Origin of the sequence: Paenibacillus glycanilyticus (genome assembly GCF_051200795.1) — a bacterium.
Classification (GTDB): Bacteria; Bacillota; Bacilli; order Paenibacillales; family Paenibacillaceae; genus Pristimantibacillus; species Pristimantibacillus glycanilyticus.
On the sequence record NZ_CP195155.1, the window covers coordinates 2078124 to 2099880 of the forward strand.

Genomic DNA, 21757 nt, shown 5'->3' on the forward strand with positions numbered 1-21757 from the left:
TCTTCCATTTACAATCCGTCGTTAATCTGAGAATGAAAGAAAAAGACATTGGAGGGGTAAGAGAAATGGCAAACGGATATAAAATGAAGGGTCTTATGCTTGTCAGCGTCTTGGCGGTAACAGCAGCACTTTCGGCGTGCGGAAATAACGGCAATAACGAGGCTAATACGGCAGCAACGGGCAACGGCGCAACAAATGCCTCCGCAACAACGGAAGCAAGCACGGAGCCATCAGCGGATGCAGCGGCTAGTCCGTCCGCGGCGGATGCAAGCAAGGATGAGCCTCTCGTTGTATATTTGAATGATTTCGACGATATCGTAAAACCAATGTTCGAAGAGAAGACAGGCTATAAGCTGGAGATCGTTTCCGGCAACGGCGCCGAGATCGCTTCCCGTATCGAAGCGGAAAAAGGCAACCCGCATTGGGACGTCGTATGGATGGACTCGATGCCAACCATCGACCAAATGGGTAAAAACGGACAGCTGCTCGACAACTGGACACCAAGCAATCTGGATGGATTGACGGATTTCGCGAAGACGGTCGTTCCTGCGAACAACACTTACTTCCCTACGGGCGCGCATGCCGCATCCGTTATCGTCTATAACACGAATGCATTTGACGCAAACAGCGCTCCCAAAACATGGGATGACCTGCTTGACGCGAAATATAAAGGCGTAGTAGGCATGGCCGATCCGGCTGTAGCGGCACCTGCCTATCCGTTCGTAGCGTGGTTCTTCCAATCCAAAGGCATGGATCAAGGCAAAAGCTACTTCGAAGGGCTTCTGAAGAACGGCGTTCATGTGTATCCGAAAAATCCTAACGTCGCTAAAGCGCTGACCGACGGCGAGATCAAAGCGGCAGCTCTTCAAGAGAGCAATGCATATACGCTGAAAAATTCCGGCGAACCGGTTGATATTGTCTGGCCGGCAGAAGGCGCGCCTGCATCGGTACGCGTGGCAGCGATTCAAAAAGAGTCCAAGCATCAGGAAGCGGCAAAAGCATTCATTGAATTCCTCCTTGATCCGGCAACCCAGCAGGCTCTTATCGATAAAGGCGACGAGAGTTATTTCGAGCCATCGGTAAAGGGCGTTAACGCAAAAGCCAACCGTGCGGCAGACGCAAAGCTGCTTGTAGCGGAGGCTGGCTGGGCGGGCGAGCATGAAGGCGAAATTAAACAATGGTTCGCGGATAACGCGGTGAAATAATGCTGCGACTTCAATCACAAGGAAACCGGACTGGCTGGCTCGTGCTGGCCGTCCTGTTTCTTCTTATTCTGCTGCCGCTTATTGCCGTCGTTATTCAGGTACTCCTGCCTGGAGTATTTTTTGGTCATTTCGAGCTTGGCGATTTATCGCTTTTGCTGGATGTATTCCGGCGGCCGCTTTGGTATGTTTCCCTGAAAAATTCGGTCATTCTTGGCATTGGAACCACGGTGCTAGCCACAATGATCGGTACGGCCATCGCGATGGCCAGATCGAACTGGGCCTTCCGCGGCGCCAAGCTGCTTGACTTTGCCGTATGGATTCTGATTATTACGCCATCCTTTATTTTGGCGCAGGGCTGGGTCATGTTTGCCTCTGCAGACGGACTTGCCGCCAAGTGGCTGGGCTGGCATAGCCTGCATTCGTTTATTTTTCAGCCAATCGGGCTTATTGCCGTCATGACGCTCAGCAAATTCCCGCTGGCTTACTTAACCGTCTATTCCGCGTTGGAGTGGAAGGTAGACCGGCTGAGCGAAGCCGCGCGATTGTCCGGCGGGTCCAGCTGGACGGTATGGCGTACGATCCAAGCGCCGCTCCTGCTTCCGGCCATCTGTTCCGGAGCCATGCTTGTCTTTATGGATACGGTAGGCGACTTTGGTCTCCCGGCGTCCATCGCGACCATTTTCCGTTTTCCAACCTTGCCTTATTCGATTTATTCCGCGTTATACACGTCGCCGATCCGGTTCGATATGGCCGGGGCGTTATCGTTCTATCTCGTGCTCCTCATTGCCCTGGCGATGAGCGTACAGCTGTATGCCATGCGCAAGTCGCGTTATGATTTCCTGTCTTCGAGAGCAACGCGCTCAGAACCGAAGAAACCGCGTAAGGGCGGGATTTATCTCGTTTTTGGCAATATCGTGTTTCTTGCCGTCGTAATCGGTATTCCGTTCGGCTCCAACCTGCTGATGTCTATTTCGGGCAGCTCGACCGCCGGCAAAGGGCGCGAGTTGACGTTCGAACATTATAAAGCTTTATTTGCCGGTAATAACCGCACGTTGCTGGAAGGACTTGTCCATTCGCTGGAGATTGCGGCCGTAGCAGCCGTTATCGGTCTTTTCGTTGGGTTCCTTGTCGCGTACGTTCTGACGTATTCGCAATTCAAGCTGCGCAAAACCATTGATGTCATCTCGCTGGTATCGCTCGCCGTACCCGGAATCGTGCTGGGGATCGGGTATATCTTCATCTGGAATCAGGCATGGCTCGAAAAGATTGGACTTCTGCTGTACGGAACGCCTTGGATTCTGATTCTGGCTAGCGTAGCCGGGGTGATTCCGGTTATTACGCGCGTAGTGGTCGGAGCGATGGCGAAGGTGCCGAGACAGCTGCTGTCGGCGGCGCAGTTGCAGGGAGCATCGTTCGGCCAGAGAGTAACCACGATTCTGATGCCTCTAATAAAAGGGGCTCTCCTATACGCGGGTCTGGCTGCTTTTGGAGCAAGCGTATTTGATCTGGCCATCTCGTCCATTCTGTATCCGCCTAACTTTATGACGCTTCCGGTTGTCATTAACAAGGGATTCGAGGATCTCAAGTTTGGATATGCGGCGGCGGCAACGCTGACCGGCGGGGGAATTGTCATCTCGATCATTGCCGTAATGGAATTGCTTATTAAACCTTCAAGAAAGCGGGTAAAATCATGACGAATACGATACTGGAAGTTGAACGGCTGGGCAAATCGTTTGGTTCCCATACCGCGCTGCGGGATATTAACTTCTCGGTGAGCCAAGGGGAGATTATCAGCGTGCTAGGACCGTCCGGGTGCGGCAAATCCACGCTGCTCCAGCTGATTGCCGGCCTCCAGCAGCCGGACGAAGGCGAGATCCGCCTGCGCGGCGCAACGGTTGCGTCGGTATCCCGGCTGGTTCCGCCTGAGAAACGCGGCATCAACATGGTATTCCAGGATTACGCGTTATGGCCGCATATGACGATCTATGACAATATCGCTTACGGCCTCCGCAGGCAAAAGGCAGCGCCAGCGGCCATCCGCGAACAAATCGCGGAGCTTGTAGCACTCCTGCATCTGGAGGGGCTGGAGGACAGACTTCCGCCGCAATTGTCCGGCGGACAACAACAGCGGGTAGCTATCGCGCGTGCGCTGGCAACCAAGCCGGATCTGCTGCTGCTTGACGAGCCGCTTTCCAATCTGGACATGCGGCTCCGCATCGAGATGCGCTCGGAGATGGCTTATTTGTTCCGTCAGCTCGGCACAACCGTATTCCATGTGACGCATGATCCCGATGAAGCCTTTGCCATGGCCGATCGGCTTATGATTATGCGGGCTGGCGCCGTTGACCAGATTGACCGGCCGCAAATTTGCTACGACCGTCCCGCAACCTTGTCCGCAGCCATGCTGCTTGGGGCGGGCAATCGCTTGAAGAGCAAGCTGGTCAGGGAGGGGGAGCATACAACCGTACGGATAGCGGGACAAGAAATAGTGGGCACATCACCAGGCTCTCCCGGGGTACAACGAACAGATCTGGTTGATCTGCTGTTCCGTCCGGATTCCGCCGAGTGGAGGTCCGTGCCAACGGCTTCGGCGAACCAGCTGCCCGTCCATGTTCTGCATAGCGTATTCGAAGGGAAACGCTGGCGCGTGCTTGCGAAGACATCCGACGGACAGCCGATCTCCTTCCTGCACGACGAATACCTGGATGCGGGAGAGGAAGGCAATTTGCATATCAGCGCTTCCGACGCGTTCGTGTATCCGCAGCAATCGGCATAAAGGCATCCAAAAAGAGACAACCGTCCATGCGGTTGTCTCTTCTGGTCTTATTAGCACCACAAGTGCGGGTTAGAAGAAATAAGGCGGGTTGGGCTGCTGGAGATAGCTGAAGGGTTGCGGATATTGCTGCTGTTGCTGCGGATAAAACTGGGGTCCAAAGGGACCGTGTGGGCCATAACCCTGCGGTTCATTGGGATAGGGAGCATAGGGCAGCTGGGCCTCCGGCTCGCGCTGCATTTGCTGCGGCTGGCAATTGGCCGGTGGACCGATGACTGTCGTATCCGTAATGGGTGCCAGCGTTTCTTTGACCATTTGCTCGTTCAGACAGTAAGTATGGGCGAGAACCCCGGGAGGCGTCAGGCGCAGCATATCGGAATATCCGATAAACTCCGGCACAGGTGCGTCAAAGATCGCAAGCAGATGGGTGTTATCGACCGTAGCGATTTCGTAATGCGGCCAGCCTTGCGGCACGTTCGCGACTTGACCGGGCTCTATCGGGAAGTTCAGCAGCTTTTTCGTAAACGGGTTAATAATGGATACAACGGCCGAACCGGAAATGCAATAGACCAGCTCGGTAGCGTTCTGATGAATATGCGGCTCAACTACATTCGAACGGCTGAGGTAAATATCCAGCAAAGAAACGTTGCCCAGCGTATTTAATTGTGCAATCGACAAGGTATTGATGAAGTTGCGATTGTCTTTCTTGAACGTTGTGTTTGTGTTCACGTCATACCAGAACTGCACGTTAGGGGAAGTGAAGTCCATATAGGATACCGCCACTAGCTCTCCGCCTTTCCAGACTCTAGACTAATGGGATATCCTATGCATTCGCCCGGAACGACGTTCGCCTATTTCAAATAGGATTTGCCCGGGTATTTCACGACCGGCCACTTCTCCTTGCGCAGCGCATTCAGAAGCTCGGGGCCAACATGCAGATTATCCCTTATCAAATCTCTAGGCGTAAGCGCCATCCATTGGTTAAGGGATACGTCCATAAACCGGTCGCTCTTGAACATCTCCAGAAACCATAAGGACTCATCGCCGGTATTCTGAATGTAATGCCCATAAGCAAACGGCACGTAACCGACATCTCCCGCCCGGTAATCAAACGTTCTTGCGGCACCGTTCCCGGCAAAAACGGTCATCCGTCCTTGTCCGGTTAAATAATATTGCCATTCGTCATTGTTTGGATGCCAATGCAGCTCCCGCATAGCTCCGGGTTTGATCTCGACAAGCGCTGCGGCTATCGTTTTGGCGGCATGAAAGTTGGTGGAGTCTGCAATCCGTACCGTACCGCCGGGCGTTACGATGGGCGTCTGGGCAAGGAGGCGGTATTTGAAGCTCTGAGGCACCGTGCCGTAAGGCGAGTGAACCTGCTGACTTTCGATCGAGCCGGGTACTTCATCCTGGAAAATGTAAAGCTGATCCTTCGGGATGGAATCAAAGGCCGATTCCGGCACCCCAAAGTTGGCGCATAATACCTCTTTTGGCGTGTGGGCGAACCAGTCGGAGATCGACAGCGTATTCAGGTCGGAAAATTTGCCGTCGTCAAAAACAAGCAAAAACTCGCAGCCATGCTCAAGCCCTTGTATGGAATGGGGCAGTCCTGCCGGAAAAAACCATAAGTCGCCTGCTTCAACGTCCGCGATGAAATTGCGTCCGTCCTGGTCGACGGATGTGATCCTCGCGCTTCCCCATATCATATAAGCCCACTCGGATTGTTGATGCCAATGCAGCTCGCGGACACCGCCGGGCGTCAAATACATGTTTACGCCGGCGAGAGTTGTGGCAATCGGCATCTCGCGCTGCGTGATCTCGCGGGACCAGCCGCCCTGATTGAGCTGCATATGTGTATCGGAGAACGAGAATTTCAGATTCGGCACCAGTCCGTTGTCGGTTATCGGAGGTCGAAGCATATCGGGATTTTCCAAATCCCGCATAATGTCCCGCGGACCTAAGTCAGGGCCTCCCGCGCAATCGATTGGCCGATAAGGCTGAGGAACGGCAAACGATTCGCTTTTCCCGCCATTCGCCTCAGGATTATTGGAAGCATTGGCATTGTTACTGCCTGCGTTGGAGTCGTTCATTCCTTTCCCTCCTAAAATAAGCTCTTCAAGCAAGCTTATGACGGAAGGGTTGGTTATTATGAGGCAGGCTGGCAGAAAAAAAGCCGGGCAATCCGCCCGGCTGTCATGCGTTTTAGAAATCGGCTGGTCCCATTTTGCCATCCTGGAAGTCGACAAACGCTTGAAATACTTCTTGTCGGCTGTTCATGACAAACGGTCCTTGCTGAAAGACCGGTTCATCGATCGGTTCACCGCTTAGAACGATCACAAGCGTATCGTCGGTCTGACCCTCAATCTGAATGGCTCCTGCGGTATTGGAGAAAAGGACAAAATCACCTTCGGCGGCTTTTCGCTCTCCGTTAATGATGGCATTGCCTTTTAGCACCATCGCCGCCGTATTGTAAGAAGCCGGGAGCTCAAAGCTTGCTACACCTCCCGCTTTAAAAGAAATGTCAAACAGATTAACCGGCGTAAAGGTTTGAGCAGGACCGGTTACGCCGTTGAAGCTTCCCGCAATGACGCGAACCGTACCGCCGCCGTCAGGAAGCTCCGAATACCCCATATCCCCTTTTAGCAGCTCCTGATATTTTGGCGCATGCATTTTGTGCGCGCGGGGAAGGTTAATCCACAGCTGAATGACGTGGAACAGTCCGCCGCGGCGGGAGAAGCTTTTCTCATGATATTCCTTGTGCAGCAGACCGGAGCCCGCCGTCATCCATTGCACATCGCCTGGACCGATAATTCCGTGATGGCCTTTGTTGTCATGATGCTCGACGTAACCGTCATAAGCGATGGTCACTGTCTCGAATCCGCGGTGCGGATGGGCGCCAACGCCTTTCACCTCATTGCTTGGCGGGAAAACAAACGGCGCATTGTAATCCATCAGAATGAAGGGACTAAAGCGCTCGCCGAAGTTCGTGCCGCCAGGGAAATAATTCGATACCCGGAAGCCGTCGCCGACCATATGGATCGGAGCCCCTTGATAGACGCCTTCTACTGCCCGGAATGTTGTTGTCATGATTGAAGCAACTCCTTCTATGTGAATTTTGTCGATGAATAATTATCTTAATTTAAAGATATTGTACTATAAAAAAGTAAGTGTGTAAAGGGGAGAGCTAAATGGAGAAAGCTACTTTGTTGATTGCCATGTTTAAGGCTTAGAACGGAGATCAAAAACTTCTTGATAGTGCAAAAAGAACTGCTTCATAAACGACGAAGGAGCTGCTACGCAGCTCCTTTTAGTATTGTACATATGTCCGCCGGATCGGCTACTTTTTCTCCGTTAACGGGTAGATTAACTCGATAAATTAAATTATAGGTTCAACTTACAATTCGGCTGAGTTACTTGTTGTGATTTGGTGCTTTGCGAGCTTCTTTCGCTCGATATGGGCCGCTCCCCACTGGTGTATGGTTTCCATCACAGGAGACAGGCTCATGCCGTATTCCGTAATGGAGTATTCCACTTTCGGCGGGACTTGCGGATAAATGACTCGTTTAACGATCTCTTCCTCCTCCAGTTCGCGCAGATGGAGCGTGAGCATTCTTTGAGTGATATCGGGTAGTAATCTTCTTAACTCATTGACCGCAAAGGTTCACCTTGAAGCAAAAGATAAATGATTAACGGCTTCCATTTGCCGACGATCGTATCCAGCGTCCTAACGAATTGACATTGGTTAGTAGGGTTCTTTTGCATACGTTGGCCTCCCATTACAGTACCTTTTTTTATACTATACCACATTATTGTTCCTACTTACTATAATAAAGTAAATATTATATGATAAGTCCATGAAATGAAATATATTAATTTTTATTGGAGGGAATCATGAATACAACTCAATCAGTTCAGAAATTGTTTAAACCTGTTGTCGTAGGAAATATGACACTACAAAGCCGCATTGTGATGGCTCCGATGACACGCGCTTTTTCTCCTGAGGGAATTCCAGGTTCGGATGTCGCTGCCTATTATCGGCGCAGGGCCGAGAATGGTGTAGGTCTTATTGTGACGGAGGGAACGGTTGTGAACCATCCGGATGCTCATCAGCAGCCTGGCGTCAATTTACCGCAATTTTATGGGGAAAAAGCACTGCTTGGGTGGTCAAAGGTAGTGGAAGAAGTTCATGCAGCGGGAGGTAAGATTATTCCGCAATTATTCCATGCGGGCAGCAACGTGACAGAGTTTACGGAAGCGGAGATTACAAAAATGATCGAAGCATTCGTGCAGGCGGCAACCGATGCTAAGCGGCTTGGTTTTGACGGTATTGAACTCCAAGGAGCACATGGATTCCTGCTCGATCAATTTTTCTGGAAAAAAACGAATCAGCGCACTGATCGTTATGGTGGTGATATCGTATCGCGAACACAGTTTGCTGTAGAGTTAATTGAGGCTTGCCGTCGGGCCGTCGGACCGGATTTTCCGATCGTGCTGAGACTGTCACAATGGAAATCATCCGATTTTACGGCCAAGCTGGCTGAGACGCCCGAGCAACTCGAACAATTTCTCACGCCGCTGGTTAGAGCCGGTGTGGACGTATTTCACTGCTCCACCCGCCGTTTCTGGGAGCCCGAATTCGATGGTTCTGATCTGAATCTGGCAGGTTGGGTCAAGAAGCTGACCGGGAAACCTACCATAACGGTTGGATCGGTCGGGCTGGATAGTGACGTCATAACTTTCTTAGGTGAAGGAAAAGGCTCAGGGGCAGAGATCTCCAGCATCGACAAACTGATTGAGAGACTGGCCCAGGAGGAATTCGATTTGGTATCCGTAGGGAGATCTTTGCTCGCTGATCCCGCTTGGGCAGTCAAGCTTCGTGATGGCCGATGGAACGAGTTAATACCGTTTACTGCAGAATCAGCTAATATTTTGTATTAATAGCAGCTTCATGAGTTTCACTAAACTCTTCTGGCCGTTAGTTAAATGAAAAAAGCTGCAGCCGATCTTCAGGAGATATGCTCCCCCTACGGTAGACAGGTAAAAAATAAAACCTGTACTGTAAGGGGGAGCTTTTTCATGGTTGGGGAAAAATATAATGCGCTCGAAAAACTCAATATCATTGAAGAAGTTTCTCGTGGAGAGATTGGTTTTCTAGCGGATGCTAAGAAGTCATTGATCATCATGAACAGAAGTCCATAGCTCTGTCACGGGTTCTAAGGCTTCTTTTTGTTTTTATTGGAGTGAATAGTTCGAGCGCTTCTACTTCTCGCTATTTTTATTCTAAAGCGGCATCTGAGCGAGAATTCGCCTGCTCGTGTGCTTAGCCCAATTTGATTCCAATTGTTGCATTGTCATCCGGTGTTCCAAGCCAGTAACCGTAAGCGATAGCGACTTGAACAAAATGTTGCAAAACTTCCGGTGAAGGAGGACCTGGTTGAATCGTATCAGCTGGACGGCCGATTTCAACGAAGAAATCTCCCATTTTCGCAGTCGAGGCGACCAGCAATTTGACGGTTTCATTCGTGGAATTTCTCCAAGCGTGCTTCACGTGGCCCGGAATATCGACCGTTTGTCCAGCATGAACGGTTTGCCAGCTGTCATTTGTAAAAGCTTCGAGTTGACCCTTGAGAACGACAAAGGTTTCGCGGTCATCGTGACTATGAACTGGAACGACCACACCTGGCGGAACTTCCGCTTCCATAAGGCTGTACTCCCGATTTTCCGCTAAGTCAGTCAAAAGTTTGATACGTGGTCCCATAACATCTAAAAATGTCGACATAGTTGTATTCCTCCATAATGTGTATTGTATTTCGTGCTATATTTCGTTCTGACCCGATATAAGCTTCCTTTCATGTTCGTTATTATAGCCGTAATGTTCTTTCGGTTCTGTAATCTATTTTACGAGAAACAATTTTTATGTAATCTTCCACATTCCTTGGTCTGCAGAAGCTGAAAATATGGTGCTTTATGATGCATTATGATGAATGCAGCAATTGAATAGAGGTAATATTACTCGATAGCGAATAGAAAGAGGAGGACTCATGTGGAGCATTTCGAGGCAATTATTATTGGTTTCGGAAAAGGCGGGAAAACGTTGGCCGCAGCTTTGGCTGACCGAGGCAAAAAAGTTGCAGTGATCGAACAGTCCAAGATGATGTACGGAGGCACCTGTATTAATATCGGCTGCATTCCAACAAAGGCGTTGGTGCATCATTCAAAGCTTTCACAGTTGAAGAGACTATCGAGTTTCGAGGATCAAGCCAGAGAATACCGTTCAGCCATTAACAAAAAAACGGAGTTGATCGCTGCCATGCGGCAAAAAAACTTCGAAAACCTCGATAAGAAAGAAACAGTAACACTCTATACGGGTAAAGCTTCTTTTGCATCTCAGCATGAAATCTCCGTACAAACGGAGACCGGCAATGTGATGCTGCACGGCGAGCAAATTTACATTAACACTGGAGCAACTACTGTCATACCCGAAATTGATGGGATCCAGGAAAGCAAACATGTTTACACTAGTACTTCATTAATGGAACAGACAGCCCTTCCCAAACGACTCGTTATTATTGGTGCCGGTTATATCGGATTGGAATTCGCTTCCATGTATGCCGGATTTGGCTCCGAGGTTATCGTTCTGGATTCGCATCGCAACTTGCTCGAAAGGGAAGATCGAGATATTGCGCAAGCCGTACAAAGCTCATTAGAGAAAAAAGGAGTGACATTTCATAACAACGCAACTATCGAATCCGTGAGAGATGTGGAACATGCCGCAATCGTTACATATGCAGAAGCCGATCAAAAGCGGCAAGAAACAACGGATGTTGTCTTGGTTGCAACGGGTAGGAAACCGAATATTGAAGGTTTGCAACTTTCTAACGCAGGAATTGCGATTACCGACAGAGGCGCAATCCAAGTGAACGAGCGTTTGCAAACAACTGTCCCTCACGTCTTTGCGATGGGTGATGTAGTAGGCGGGCTACAGTTCACATACATTTCGTTGGATGATCAACGGATCATCATGGACCATTTGTATGGAAACAAGCGTCGGACAACTCAAGACCGACAATTCGTTCCTTATTCCGTTTTTATCGACCCGCCGTTGTCTCGTGTAGGATTAACGGAACAAGAAGCGGTCGAATCTGGGCATGAAGTGAAAATTGCGCTCTTGCCGGCAGCAGCCATACCTCGAGCCAAATTGAGCGAAGAGACGGAGGGACTCTTAAAAGCGGTCGTCGATGCACAAACGGATCGAATCCTAGGCTGTACGTTGTTTTGTGCCGACTCTCACGAGATGATAAATATCGTTCAAATCGCAATGGTAACCGGACAGCCCTATACCTTCTTAAGGGATCATATTTTTACACATCCTTCGATGAGCGAATCCTTGAATGATCTATTTCAAATGATTTCGCACTGATCGGTGGAGACTGGGGAATGTTTGAACATCGGTTGGATTTATGATATCGAACTTCTGTAACTTAGATTACAGAAATATGTCGTATGCTGCGCTAAGATGAGCACATAACAAGGAGGGATGCACAATGAATAGAATTGAAAATGAAACACAATTCCAAGAACAAATCGGTCAAGATAGCTATACTATCATGAAGTTCGACGCAACCTGGTGTCCGGATTGTAAAAATCTTGATCGTTTTATCGGAGATATCATCAGTGAAAATAGCGACAAAGCCTTCTTCGCCGTCGATTCGGAACAATTCGAGACGCTTGCAGAAAAGTATGACGTTAGAGGAATACCAAGCTTGCTAGTATTCAAGAATGGTGAGAAATTGGATCACTTGCACAGCAAGTTTGCAAAAACTCCAGCTCAAATTAGGGAATATCTGAGTAAGTTAGATTCACCTTCAAAAGATCAATAACAAAAAATGATGGAACAGGAATAGGGGGAGTCATCGTGTCCAATCAACAAGTTCAACTAAATATTCGCTTCAAAGCTAAACCAGGGAAAAAGGAAGAATTCCGCAAGGCGTTATCTTCCCTTATCAAGGAAATGTCATCCGAGAAATCATTCATCAGCGCTATCGTCTCCGATGATCTGGATCAGCCCGATGATTTAGTCATTTATGAAACATGGCAAGGCACAAGAGACAGCTGGATTGCAGAGGAATTCACCAAGCCATATCGTAAGAACTACGAAGGAACTCTAAGCGATTTAATCGTTGATAGAAATGTTAGTTGGCTAGAACCTAAGGGTGAATGGGGAAGTCAAATCACAAACGCGTAATCATACGGATAATCGTTTTTCAGTTCAGGCAGAGGAGACTAATTACAGCTCCCTGCCTGATTTTCATATCCCGGCGTACGGAGGATCGGCACCTGTTGTAGAGGAATGATCCTGTTCCATTTCGATTCAGTAAAAATGTATACACAAGGAGAGAGCGTAATGATTAACGTATACCCCGCAGAATCGAGACATTCCTTCGATCTGGGTTGGCTGAAAGGCAGCCATAGCTTTTCATTCGGTAATTACTTCGATAAGGAGAATACAGCGTTTGGCCCGTTAAGGGTCCTGAACGATGATACGATTTCTCCAAAACGTGGTTTTGGCGCTCATCCGCATAGCGACATGGAGATTCTTTCAATTGTTCTTGATGGAGCGCTCCGTCACGAGGACAGCTTAGGAAACGTGATGGTGACGACATTTGGTGGCGTTCAGCGAATGTCTGCTGGCACTGGAGTGGTGCATACCGAACATAATCCTTCGGATACCGAAGATGTCACGCTGCTTCAGCTCTGGTTCGAGCCAGAAAGAAGAGGATTAGCGCCGTCTTATGAGACAACGAAGTATGATCCGAGTTTGCTCCCCGGACGGTTGCTGCCGATCGCTTCCAGCAATTCGGTCGAACATTCGGTTGCAAAATTGCATCAGGATATGACTGTTTATCTAAGTAAACTGCAAGCTGGCTCAACGGTGTCATTTCAACAACAACCGGGAAGAAGGGTATTTTTGTTCGTCATTGAAGGACGGCTTGAGGTAACCGGCACGAACGATGCAAGGACGCTGCTGTCCAGACGGGATTCCGCGCGCCTCGTGAATGAAACGGTTTTGAAGCTTGAAGGAGTACAAGAAGCAGATGAAACGTTCTTTATGTTGATAGACTTGCCTTAAGGAGGAGCCATAATGGCCAGATTTTTGATCAAGCATGCTGTAGGCGGGAGGACGTTCGTAGATACTGATGCTAACCCGCAAATTCAATTTGTAGTGAAGGAACTAGATAAAGGCGGAAAGCAGATAACCGTCTATCTTCCTGCGGAGTTGGAACCGGAAATAGCTGAGTTGCTAAAGTGGAGACAAGAACTGAATGTGTTTATATTTGACGAGCTTGAGAATGGGCTTCAGCAGAAAACCTGGTTTTATTCGGGAGATGGCGATCTTCATTACAATGAGACCGATCGAGTCTTGAATATCGGCAGCAGCCGCGATATTCGTTATTTGCCTTCCAATTTCCTAGAGTAGTATCAGTAAGAAACGCTATTCAAGGTCTCAGATGGGCGATCTGTTCATATTCATACTAAGACGGTTGAACTTGCAAGGAGGGGGAGCTATAGATGTCCTTGGCTGTGCAGTATAAGAAAATGAACATCGAAGGGATAGAAGTCTTCTTTCGCGAAGCGGGAAATCCGCGGAACCCGGCTATTATTCTTCTTCATGGATTTCCGAGTTCATCCCATATGTTTCGGGATTTGATACCGCTACTGGCCGATTGCTATTATGTCATTGCACCAGACTATCCCGGATATGGAAACAGCAGCATGCCCTCAGTGGATGAGTTCTCGTATACGTTTGAACATCTTTCATTGGTAATAGAACAATTGATTAATGGACTTTGCATTCCTCAGTATATTTTATATTGTCATGATTACGGTGGCCCTGTCGGTTTCAGGCTCGCTATCCGTCATCCGGAGCGGGTACTAGGCTTTGTGATCCAGAACGCAGTTGCGCATGCTGTAGGGCTTGGACAACCATTTGATTTATTCAAGGCGCTTTGGGCAGATCCAAGTCTAGAGAACAAGAACAAGTTTGCCACGCTTGTTGATGCTGAGTTCACCAAGAAACAATATACCTTTGGTGCGTGCGATCTTTTTCGAATTAGTCCGGACGGTTATATAATGGACCAATATTTCCTCGATCGGCCGGGCAATGGCGCTATTCAGTTGGCATTAGGCTATGATTACCGAAATAACGTGGAGCAGTACCCGAAATGGCAGCAGTATTTACGGACCTATCAGCCTCCAACCTTGATCGCCTGGGGCAAAAACGATTTTATTTTCACCTTGGCGGGGGCGTATTCGCTCGCAAGGGAACTAACATGTGTCGAACTCGTGCTTTTATGCGGCGGGCACTTTGTCCTCGAAGAAGAGAGCTTCACGGTTTCTAGATTAATCAAATCATTTTTTCGTCGGGTTTATGGATTTTAGTGAGCAATTATTAAAACAGATGAAACGGATGGCGTTCAGCCGATCCGTTTTTTTTTTGCGTTGAGCGATAAGGGTTAAATTGGATTTGACGTACATAAATAAAACATAGTAACATACAAAAAGTAAGAAGCTTAATAAGTGTTAAATGCGTTTATCAACAAAAACGTAACGGAGTAAATTCCGATTAATAAAAGAAAGAAGGATTAAGATTATGTCCACAGTTTTGTATATCACCGCACATCCGAATGAAACCGAGGCTTCGTATAGCTTGGCGGTCGGCAAACAATTTCTTGAAGCATACCAAGCAGCCAATCCGAATGACGATATTGTTCATCTTGACCTGTTCAAGATGGATATCCCGCGCATCGATGCTGACGTATTTAGCGCTTGGGAGAAGTTAGGATCCGGGACGGCATTCAATGAACTAACGATCGCGGAACAAACGAAAGTCGCTCGACTCGGCGAGCTGGTTGATCAATTCGTAGAAGCAGATAAATATGTATTCGTTAACCCGACTTGGAATTTCTCTTATCCTCCAGTATTGAAAGCATACATTGACTCGATTTGCGTTGCTGGAAAAACATTTAAATATACGGAAAATGGTCCTGTAGGTCTTCTAGACAACAAAAAAGCCATCCACATTCAAGCTAGTGGAAGCGTACTGTCCCCGGGCTCCGATTATGCTGATTTTGAAATTGGGCACCGTCATCTGGACGTCATTATGAAATTCATCGGTGTTCCTAGCTTTGACGCTATATTCGTAGAAGGCATGGCGGCAGCGTCAGATCAGGCTCGTCAAATTAAAGAGAATGCCATTCAACAAGCATGGAAACTTGCAAGAACATTCTAATATTGAGGGAGTCATATTAACTTGATCCAACTTTTAAAAAAAATCTTCAGCTCTAATCATGACAATGGCCGCAAACATAAAGTGTTGTATATAACGGCTCATCCCAAAAATCAAGACACTTCGTATAGCATGTCCGTTGGCGCTGCGTTTATAGAGACTTATAGAAAAGCAAACCCTAACGACGAAATCATTCACCTTGATCTATATAAATCGAACATACCGGAGATCGATGCCGATGTATTGAACGGTTGGAAGAAAGCGGGTGAAGGCAAGCCATTATCCGCTGCAGAACAAATCAAAATTGATCGTTTAAACGAACTCGTGGATCAATTTGTGGAAGTCGATAAATATATTTTTGTGAACCCTATATGGAACTTTTCTTTTCCGCCCGTGTTGAAGGCCTATATCGATTCTATCTGCGTAGCGGGGAAGACATTCCAGTATGTCGCAGGCAAAGGTCCGGTTGGATTATTGGAACACAAAAAGGCGGTTCATATTCAAGCCAGCGGCAGTGTATTGTCGCCAGGTTCTGACTTTGCCTCTTTCGAGATGGGGCATCGCCACCTGAACGTAATCATGAAATTTCTTGGTGTTCCGAGCTTGGAAGGGATCTTTGTGGAAGGCACGGCATCAGCTTCGGATCAAGCAAAGACGATTATCGACAAAACCATCCGTAAAGCGCGTGAGGTTGCGAGGACATTTTAATTATGGAATTGAAGATCAAGCCGGGTCGATATAATCGATCCGGCTTGATTTATGTAGAAAACACATACGACCTTGTGCATTTAATCTGTGCGAAAGTCATCCATGAAGAGTCTAAGGAGAACAGTAATATACATTACAACAAGGGTTATGATTAGTGATTTTATTTTGGGAAAAACTAAAGCGGTAAAACTGCGATTTCGCACAATTTGAGTGTTATTGTTCAGGTTTGAGATGATCTATACAGAATTCAGGAGGTGGGCACCTCGGAATGTTAGATAAACGATATTACTTATCACAAATGAGTATTTTTGATGTACTGACTCCCGATGACTTAGATGAACTGGATCATATATCCCCGATGACACATTTTAATACTGTCCCTAAAGGGAGTATCATACAGAAGCCTGATACTGCTCAAGACGGATTGTATTTTATTAAAGAAGGAAAAGTACGTTTATATAGAATTACTCCGGAAGGTAAGCAATTTACGGTGGTCATTTTAGGTAAGGGTAACATCTTCGGTGAAATAGAAACATTTTCGTTTGGAACGAATGGTTATTACATCGAGACCATGGATGAAACGTTGATCTGTTCGGTGTCTAAACAAAATTTTGAAGGATTCCTTGCTGAGCGGCCTTTGCTTGCTATGAAAATGTTAACGGAATTGAGTAAGGTTCTTAAGGATAAGGATGAGATGCTTGAAAAGTTAGCGCTTGGTGATGTCCGAGAGCGCATACTTCATTTATTATTCAAGCTATCCGAACGATTTGGAGTCGAAGATGAGGGGAATATAAGAATCGACTTGCCAATCACACACCAGGATTTAGCGAACATGGTTGGCGCTACTCGCGAAGCGGTTTCTGTTATTTTGAAGACTCTTGAGAGGAACAATATTATTCAAACGGGAAGAAAATCGATTTCCATCTCACCCTTGAAAGTAGCGGAAATACTCGAACTTACCTACTCGTGAAGAAAGTAAGAAAGCAAAACATAGCAGCTCCCAATGCGGGGGCTGCTTTTCGTTCCTTATGTAATCTAGATTACAGATGAGATTCAGCTTGCTGAGCTATGATGGCACAGGAGGGTTTCAAAATGAAAAAAAACTTTTTATCGGGAACTAACGAAGCATATGGAAGCTAAATTCAGCATGTCGCAAATTAAGTTTTTCGAATCTCTTTCGTCGGCAATAATTGATGAGATGGATCAGGGCATGAATGATTCAAATCTGATTACGAAGCCGAAAAACCACATCATCCAAACACCTGGTCATGAGAAAAATGGTTTGTTTTTCATCATTTCCGGTAAAGTACGATTCTATAAAACCAACTCAGCCGGTAAAGAATATACGGTTTGCATTCTTGACGATGGGGGAGTGTTTGGCGAAGTTGACTCGTTCTCTTTAGGGAATAAAGGAACTTATGCAGAAACGCTGGAGGGAACGACATTCTATAGAATGCCGAATGAACAATTCGAGCTTCTTATTACCAAATATCCAGAGCTTTCTTTACCCTTCTTATCCGAAATAAGTAAGCGATTGCGACTTCAGGATGAATTAATTGAAAAACTGGTTTTTAGAGATCTTCGAGGAAAAGTACTTTACTTTCTCAACAGACTTTCCAATAAATTTGGCATTGAAGAAGACGGATACCTAAAGATCGATATACCGCTAACACATCAAGAGCTGGCTAATATGATTGGTGCTACAAGAGAAGCTGTATCGCTTACCTTACAAGAACTATCCAACGAAGGAGTACTCTTAACCAGCAGAAAAATGATCATGATTCATATTGAAAAGGCAATGAATGAATTGACGTGATTGTAATCTTTAGCAGTAGCGTATAAAGCGCCGCTTCGTTCACAATAATGGATTCTGTATGACTTGAGGAAACCAAAGACGGTTATTCGTTTAAAAATTGAGAGCTACACGAGGTGCAAGTGAGTGTATTCAATAGTAATGTCGTGGGATGTCCCTGCGATGCTAGTGATGTTCATGCTTGGTTTAATCGCTTCGACATTTGGTGCCATTGTGGGTTTAGGCGGTGGGGTTGTAATCGTGCCCGCGTTGCTCCTGCTCGGTCCGTCCATGCTCGGCAAGAACATAGACACGTCGCTGGCAGTTGGCGTTTCGCTCGGTGCTCTCGTGTTTACATCGTTTACATCAACGCTAACGTTTGTGAAGGAGGGCAAAGTTGACCTTCGCAGTGCCTTATTCTTCTCGATCTCGAGTGGTCCATTATCGGTATTGGGCGCAAGCCTGACCTCGCTGTTCAATCCGGAAGTATTCCGGCGAGCATTCGGGTATTTCATGCTGTTCATGGTCATGCTGCTTCTGTTTCGAAAACAAATCAAACCTTATACCGGTAACTGGCGTTATGTGCGGAAATACACCGATAGCGCTGGAGTGGAGCAAGAATACGGTTATAACGTGTTACCGGCATTGTTAATTGGCGGGGCCGTCGGCTTAATTGCCGGATTGCTCGGCATCGGTGGTGGTATATTGCTCATTCCGACCATGCTGCTTTTATTCCGCTTCCCGCCGCATATGGCTACCGCTACCTCAATGGCGGTTATCTTCGTCTCGGCATTGTTCGGCAGCGGCATGCATCTGATCCGCGGTGAATGGGACTGGTTGCTTGTAATCTCTCTGGCCCCGGGAGCGCTGCTTGGCGGCTGGATCGGCGCACGCATATCGCGACGGATCAGCAGCGTGCTGCTGATCCGCGTCATGTGCGGCACCTTGCTGCTGTTCGCAGTGAGGATGATTTTTACATAACTCGGGAAAGAGTAAGCCATACAAAAATCCCCTCCAGTTCATGGTGAGTTCGTTGTAAACTCAACATGAACTGGAGGGGATTTAATCAATTATTCATATAACTTCAATTTCACAGTTTCAAGAAAAATGTTTGCCTACCGTAATCGTAGTTCCCCACTCAGCTGTCGGTGTGTAGAAGCTAAGCTCCCTTCCCAATAAAAACTCTGCTGCCTTCGTATAAGGACCTTGACGATAAGCCTTCGATTCCTCTTCTGCCAGCCAAGTCTCTTTTGAACAGTTCCAAATTTCATAGAAGACAATTTCATCCGGATTGTCAACATTCTCATGAACAATTCCATTTACAAATGTCGGTTCTTTTGACATGGTATCAAACAGTGGCTTTAGATTATCAAAAAAGGCTTGTTTGTCCGAGTTCGGCTTTAATTGAAAGCGTGCAATAATTACGCTTTGTTCTTTTGCGTTCATAATAATTACTCCTTTAGAGATGAGTTTGTTTGTTTCCCGGGAATACTTCAGATTATATCGAGAACTTTACGAATGGTCTGTATGCTAAATTACAAATCAGGTCTGGCAAAGTTCCACACCATCCGTTTTAGAATTTCCTCCAGCCCATTAGAATTATTCAGAACCCCCAAACAGGGACCGTATAAATACGGAAGGAAATGAGAATTGTATAAATTGCATTGCAAGCTGCTCTCTTGAGCGTCACTGGCATCATTACAGGAGGAGATCTGATGAAGGTATTTCCGTTAAATAAAGAAGATTTCCAAGTACAAATTGACCATGGGATTACACTAGTGGGCTTTTTTAAATCCGAATGTGAGACCTGCCAACAACAGCTTCCTATCTTAGAAGAGCTAGCCGATGAAGTAAAAAATCAGGCAACACTAGTTCAAGTTGATATTGAACAAGAAGGAGAACTTGCCTCGACATATGGCGTAATGAACACTTCGACTTTCATGCTATTTAAGGACGGATACCAAGTAGAAACACTACATGGCTTTCAAAATAAAGAAAATCTGAAGCAGACCATCCTCCGATATTCAGGAATTGGAGATACGTGCTGATCTCATTCTTCAATGATTTTGATGGAGAACCTGTTCGTTATACTGAACGGGTTTTTGTGTTTTTTCACTGTCTCATTTCAAAATATAGGTAAATCAGATGCCAACGATGAGGCAAATAAGAAATAAAAATTGCCTGATGACGTTAAATGGCTACACAGATTAAAGTTACAAGTAAGTTACATGTTGTATATACTTTTGAAACATGTTTTTTGCATGATTAAAACATGGTTATTACTGCTACCTGACTTTGTCGTAAAGCTATTGCAACTTGAACGGGGAGCATCCCCGACATCCCAAGGAGGAAGAAAGTAATGAAATTTTACAAATCCATGAAAAAAATTGCGGTGGCTACAGTTGCCGCCGGAACTTTAGCTTTAACAGCTGTAGGAACCGTTCCATCCCATGCGGCCGCTACTCAAACTGCTGCTCCTATCGATGCACACACAAAAGCTTACCAAACGCTGATGAGCTTCTATAAGCCGGCCCTTAACGGCAAGTTTCCTAATTTCCATGGGTTTACGATTGGTTTAACTACTCATGCATCAGTTATAAAGGCAATTGGAGAAGCTGAATCCCCTGCTAAGGATTCCGACGGCTTCGATGTTTATCACGCCGAAATGGGACATCCTGGGTATGCCATTAGCTATAAGCTAGGTAAAATCAAGGAAATGCGCTATTTCGGAACAAATGTTGAACGTGAGACCAACTTAGGTGGGATTACCGTCAAAATGCTTACTCAACACTGGGGTACTCCCAATGAGTCCGTCCTGATTAAATCAGGCAAAACCGTACAGAAGAAAATCACCTACATTCGTGGCAAATATCAAATGGAATTTATCTTTGATGGTACGAATGGTTCCGGTCTTAATCATATTAACCTTGTGAACAAAGTAATTAAGTAAACTATGCGCTTTTAAAATTCTATGTGGACTTGTCCGCCTCTAATGTACAAGCACTCTTTCAGGTAGACAATACAAGTAACAAAAAGATAAACGGCCTTGTTTCCAAATTCAATTGGACAAGGCCGTTTAATTGTTATTTGAAATGTTAGATGCCAATCTATTTTTTTACCTAATTACAATTTTTTTGCAGTGTAAACATATGTGGGAATAGTAAGGTAAAGGCATAACCGTTTTTTAACCAAGATCGGTCAGAATCCCACTTTTCTTATCAAGTTTTTTTATAACATATAAGGGACATGGATTAGGCGGCCAGGAGGAGTTCACGATTAATCTCAAAACAGAAGGCTGCGCGCAGGATTGATACTGGCTTCGGCGGCGGAGTTCCTGCCGGATTGCGGTAAGTATTGTATACTTTCCTGACGGATCTGAACGAGCCCTATAAGGTTATTTGACGTGCTGTTGACTCTTTCAATATAAAGATCTCCAGGCATGCCGTCCTATTATTTTGGTGATTAAACATTCAGGAGGACATTTCAATGACGATTAGAGTTGGCATTGTAGGAGCAAGGGGCTCAGCAAGCTTCAGGACTTCCGTTGTGTGGCAGACGTCGAGGTCACCGCGCTGTGCGATCTAGATGCTAATTATGTGAAGGAGGCGGCATTCAACCATGGCATTCTAAATACTTACAGAGTGTTCGAGGACATGCTCGATACCGATATTGACGCGGTTTACGCCGATGCAGTTTCATGTTCCGCAGACGATTGCGGCGCCAAGAGGGTTAGCACATACCAAGTGAAGTAACCGCCGGCGAAACAGTGGACGAACTTTGGTAGTTGAATGAAACTGTTGAGGCTTCCGGCAAGGTATACATGATAGCGATTGTTATATTCCACTTGAAGACGCTTGAGAAGAACAGCATTATTCAAACGGGAAGAAAATCGATTTCCATCTCACCCTTGAAAGTGCACATTTAGCTATTGCGCCTTTTGTAATCTGCATCACAGATGAGATTCAGCATGCTGAGCTATGATGGCCACAGGG

At 46.6% G+C, this 21757-nt stretch carries 23 protein-coding genes and 1 pseudogene; 18 read left to right on the forward strand and 6 right to left on the reverse strand.

Annotation, left to right across the window (positions count from 1 at the left end):
• The first annotated feature begins 65 nt into the window (after positions 1-65).
• From ACR9FF_RS09300 to ACR9FF_RS09310, 3 genes are read left to right on the forward strand one after another with little or no spacing between them, the layout of a single operon-like run.
• Positions 66-1205 carry an ABC transporter substrate-binding protein gene (locus ACR9FF_RS09300; RefSeq protein ID WP_435170554.1) on the forward strand — a complete coding sequence of 380 codons (1140 nt, stop codon included), beginning with the start codon at positions 66-68 and terminating at the stop codon, positions 1203-1205.
• Positions 1205-2899, forward strand: coding sequence for an ABC transporter permease (locus ACR9FF_RS09305; RefSeq protein WP_435170556.1), 1695 nt, complete (start codon positions 1205-1207; stop codon positions 2897-2899). The genes ACR9FF_RS09300 and ACR9FF_RS09305 overlap by 1 nt, the downstream gene beginning before the upstream one ends.
• Positions 2896-3981 (forward strand): ABC transporter ATP-binding protein, encoded by a 1086-nt coding sequence (locus ACR9FF_RS09310; RefSeq protein WP_435170558.1) that lies wholly within the window; start codon positions 2896-2898, stop codon positions 3979-3981. Before ACR9FF_RS09305 ends, ACR9FF_RS09310 begins: the two co-directional genes overlap by 4 nt.
• Positions 3982-4050: 69 nt before the next feature.
• Here the strand turns inward: ACR9FF_RS09310 and ACR9FF_RS09315 are convergent, their stop codons facing one another.
• The 4 genes and pseudogenes from ACR9FF_RS09315 to ACR9FF_RS09330 form a co-directional block, all read right to left on the reverse strand.
• A complete protein-coding gene (locus ACR9FF_RS09315; protein ID WP_244935549.1) occupies positions 4051-4761 on the reverse strand; it encodes a cupin domain-containing protein in 711 nt (236 codons plus the stop codon).
• Positions 4762-4829: 68 nt separating this feature from the next.
• A complete protein-coding gene (locus ACR9FF_RS09320; protein WP_435170560.1) occupies positions 4830-6068 on the reverse strand; it encodes an oxalate decarboxylase family bicupin in 1239 nt (412 codons plus the stop codon).
• 112 nt (positions 6069-6180) lie between these two features.
• Positions 6181-7065 (reverse strand): pirin family protein, encoded by an 885-nt coding sequence (locus ACR9FF_RS09325; protein ID WP_435170562.1) that lies wholly within the window; start codon positions 7063-7065, stop codon positions 6181-6183.
• A gap of 307 nt (positions 7066-7372) precedes the next feature.
• A pseudogene (locus ACR9FF_RS09330) lies at positions 7373-7740 on the reverse strand (winged helix-turn-helix transcriptional regulator).
• 129 nt (positions 7741-7869) lie between these two features.
• Here ACR9FF_RS09330 and ACR9FF_RS09335 point away from each other — a divergent pair.
• Positions 7870-8916, forward strand: a complete 1047-nt coding sequence (locus tag ACR9FF_RS09335) for an NADH:flavin oxidoreductase (RefSeq protein ID WP_435170564.1) — start codon at positions 7870-7872, stop codon at positions 8914-8916.
• 138 nt (positions 8917-9054) lie between these two features.
• On the forward strand, positions 9055-9177 hold the full coding sequence (locus ACR9FF_RS09340) for a hypothetical protein (RefSeq protein ID WP_435170566.1): 123 nt from the start codon (positions 9055-9057) through the stop codon (positions 9175-9177).
• A gap of 121 nt (positions 9178-9298) precedes the next feature.
• On the opposite strand, the gene ACR9FF_RS09345 is transcribed toward ACR9FF_RS09340, so the two are convergent.
• Positions 9299-9757: a cupin domain-containing protein gene (locus tag ACR9FF_RS09345; RefSeq protein WP_127493670.1), complete on the reverse strand. Its 459-nt coding sequence runs from the start codon at positions 9755-9757 to the stop codon at positions 9299-9301.
• Between the two features lie 264 nt (positions 9758-10021).
• Between ACR9FF_RS09345 and ACR9FF_RS09350 the strand changes: the two genes are divergently transcribed.
• The 11 genes from ACR9FF_RS09350 (at position 10022) to ACR9FF_RS09400 (ending at position 18746) form a co-directional block, all read left to right on the forward strand.
• Positions 10022-11398, forward strand: a complete 1377-nt coding sequence (locus ACR9FF_RS09350; RefSeq protein ID WP_435170568.1) for an FAD-dependent oxidoreductase — start codon at positions 10022-10024, stop codon at positions 11396-11398.
• Between the two features lie 124 nt (positions 11399-11522).
• Positions 11523-11858: a thioredoxin family protein gene (locus tag ACR9FF_RS09355; protein WP_435170570.1), complete on the forward strand. Its 336-nt coding sequence runs from the start codon at positions 11523-11525 to the stop codon at positions 11856-11858.
• Between the two features lie 35 nt (positions 11859-11893).
• Positions 11894-12223 carry a putative quinol monooxygenase gene (locus ACR9FF_RS09360; protein ID WP_435170572.1) on the forward strand — a complete coding sequence of 110 codons (330 nt, stop codon included), beginning with the start codon at positions 11894-11896 and terminating at the stop codon, positions 12221-12223.
• A 159-nt stretch (positions 12224-12382) separates the two neighbouring features.
• Positions 12383-13108, forward strand: a complete 726-nt coding sequence (locus tag ACR9FF_RS09365) for a pirin family protein (protein ID WP_435170574.1) — start codon at positions 12383-12385, stop codon at positions 13106-13108.
• A gap of 12 nt (positions 13109-13120) precedes the next feature.
• Positions 13121-13456: a hypothetical protein gene (locus ACR9FF_RS09370; protein ID WP_435170576.1), complete on the forward strand. Its 336-nt coding sequence runs from the start codon at positions 13121-13123 to the stop codon at positions 13454-13456.
• A 92-nt stretch (positions 13457-13548) separates the two neighbouring features.
• The gene (locus tag ACR9FF_RS09375) at positions 13549-14418 is read left to right on the forward strand and encodes an alpha/beta fold hydrolase (RefSeq protein WP_127493682.1); all 870 of its coding nucleotides are present in this window, start codon (positions 13549-13551) and stop codon (positions 14416-14418) included.
• Positions 14419-14629: 211 nt separating this feature from the next.
• Complete coding sequence (locus tag ACR9FF_RS09380) at positions 14630-15268, forward strand: NAD(P)H-dependent oxidoreductase (RefSeq protein ID WP_435170578.1); 639 nt, start codon at positions 14630-14632, stop codon at positions 15266-15268.
• 21 nt (positions 15269-15289) lie between these two features.
• Positions 15290-15973, forward strand: coding sequence for an NAD(P)H-dependent oxidoreductase (locus tag ACR9FF_RS09385; RefSeq protein ID WP_435170580.1), 684 nt, complete (start codon positions 15290-15292; stop codon positions 15971-15973).
• A 268-nt stretch (positions 15974-16241) separates the two neighbouring features.
• Entirely contained in the window at positions 16242-16943 is a 702-nt protein-coding gene (locus tag ACR9FF_RS09390; RefSeq protein ID WP_248757055.1) for a Crp/Fnr family transcriptional regulator, read from the forward strand.
• A 159-nt stretch (positions 16944-17102) separates the two neighbouring features.
• Entirely contained in the window at positions 17103-17789 is a 687-nt protein-coding gene (locus tag ACR9FF_RS09395) for a Crp/Fnr family transcriptional regulator (RefSeq protein WP_435170583.1), read from the forward strand.
• Between the two features lie 123 nt (positions 17790-17912).
• A complete protein-coding gene (locus ACR9FF_RS09400; RefSeq protein WP_435170585.1) occupies positions 17913-18746 on the forward strand; it encodes a sulfite exporter TauE/SafE family protein in 834 nt (277 codons plus the stop codon).
• Between the two features lie 117 nt (positions 18747-18863).
• Here the strand turns inward: ACR9FF_RS09400 and ACR9FF_RS09405 are convergent, their stop codons facing one another.
• Entirely contained in the window at positions 18864-19211 is a 348-nt protein-coding gene (locus ACR9FF_RS09405) for a putative quinol monooxygenase (RefSeq protein ID WP_201004654.1), read from the reverse strand.
• Positions 19212-19480: 269 nt separating this feature from the next.
• Here ACR9FF_RS09405 and ACR9FF_RS09410 point away from each other — a divergent pair, with 269 nt between their 5' ends.
• Positions 19481-19813 (forward strand): thioredoxin family protein, encoded by a 333-nt coding sequence (locus ACR9FF_RS09410; RefSeq protein WP_435170587.1) that lies wholly within the window; start codon positions 19481-19483, stop codon positions 19811-19813.
• A 311-nt stretch (positions 19814-20124) separates the two neighbouring features.
• Entirely contained in the window at positions 20125-20715 is a 591-nt protein-coding gene (locus ACR9FF_RS09415) for a YjgB family protein (RefSeq protein ID WP_435170589.1), read from the forward strand.
• Positions 20716-21757: the final 1042 nt, after the last annotated feature.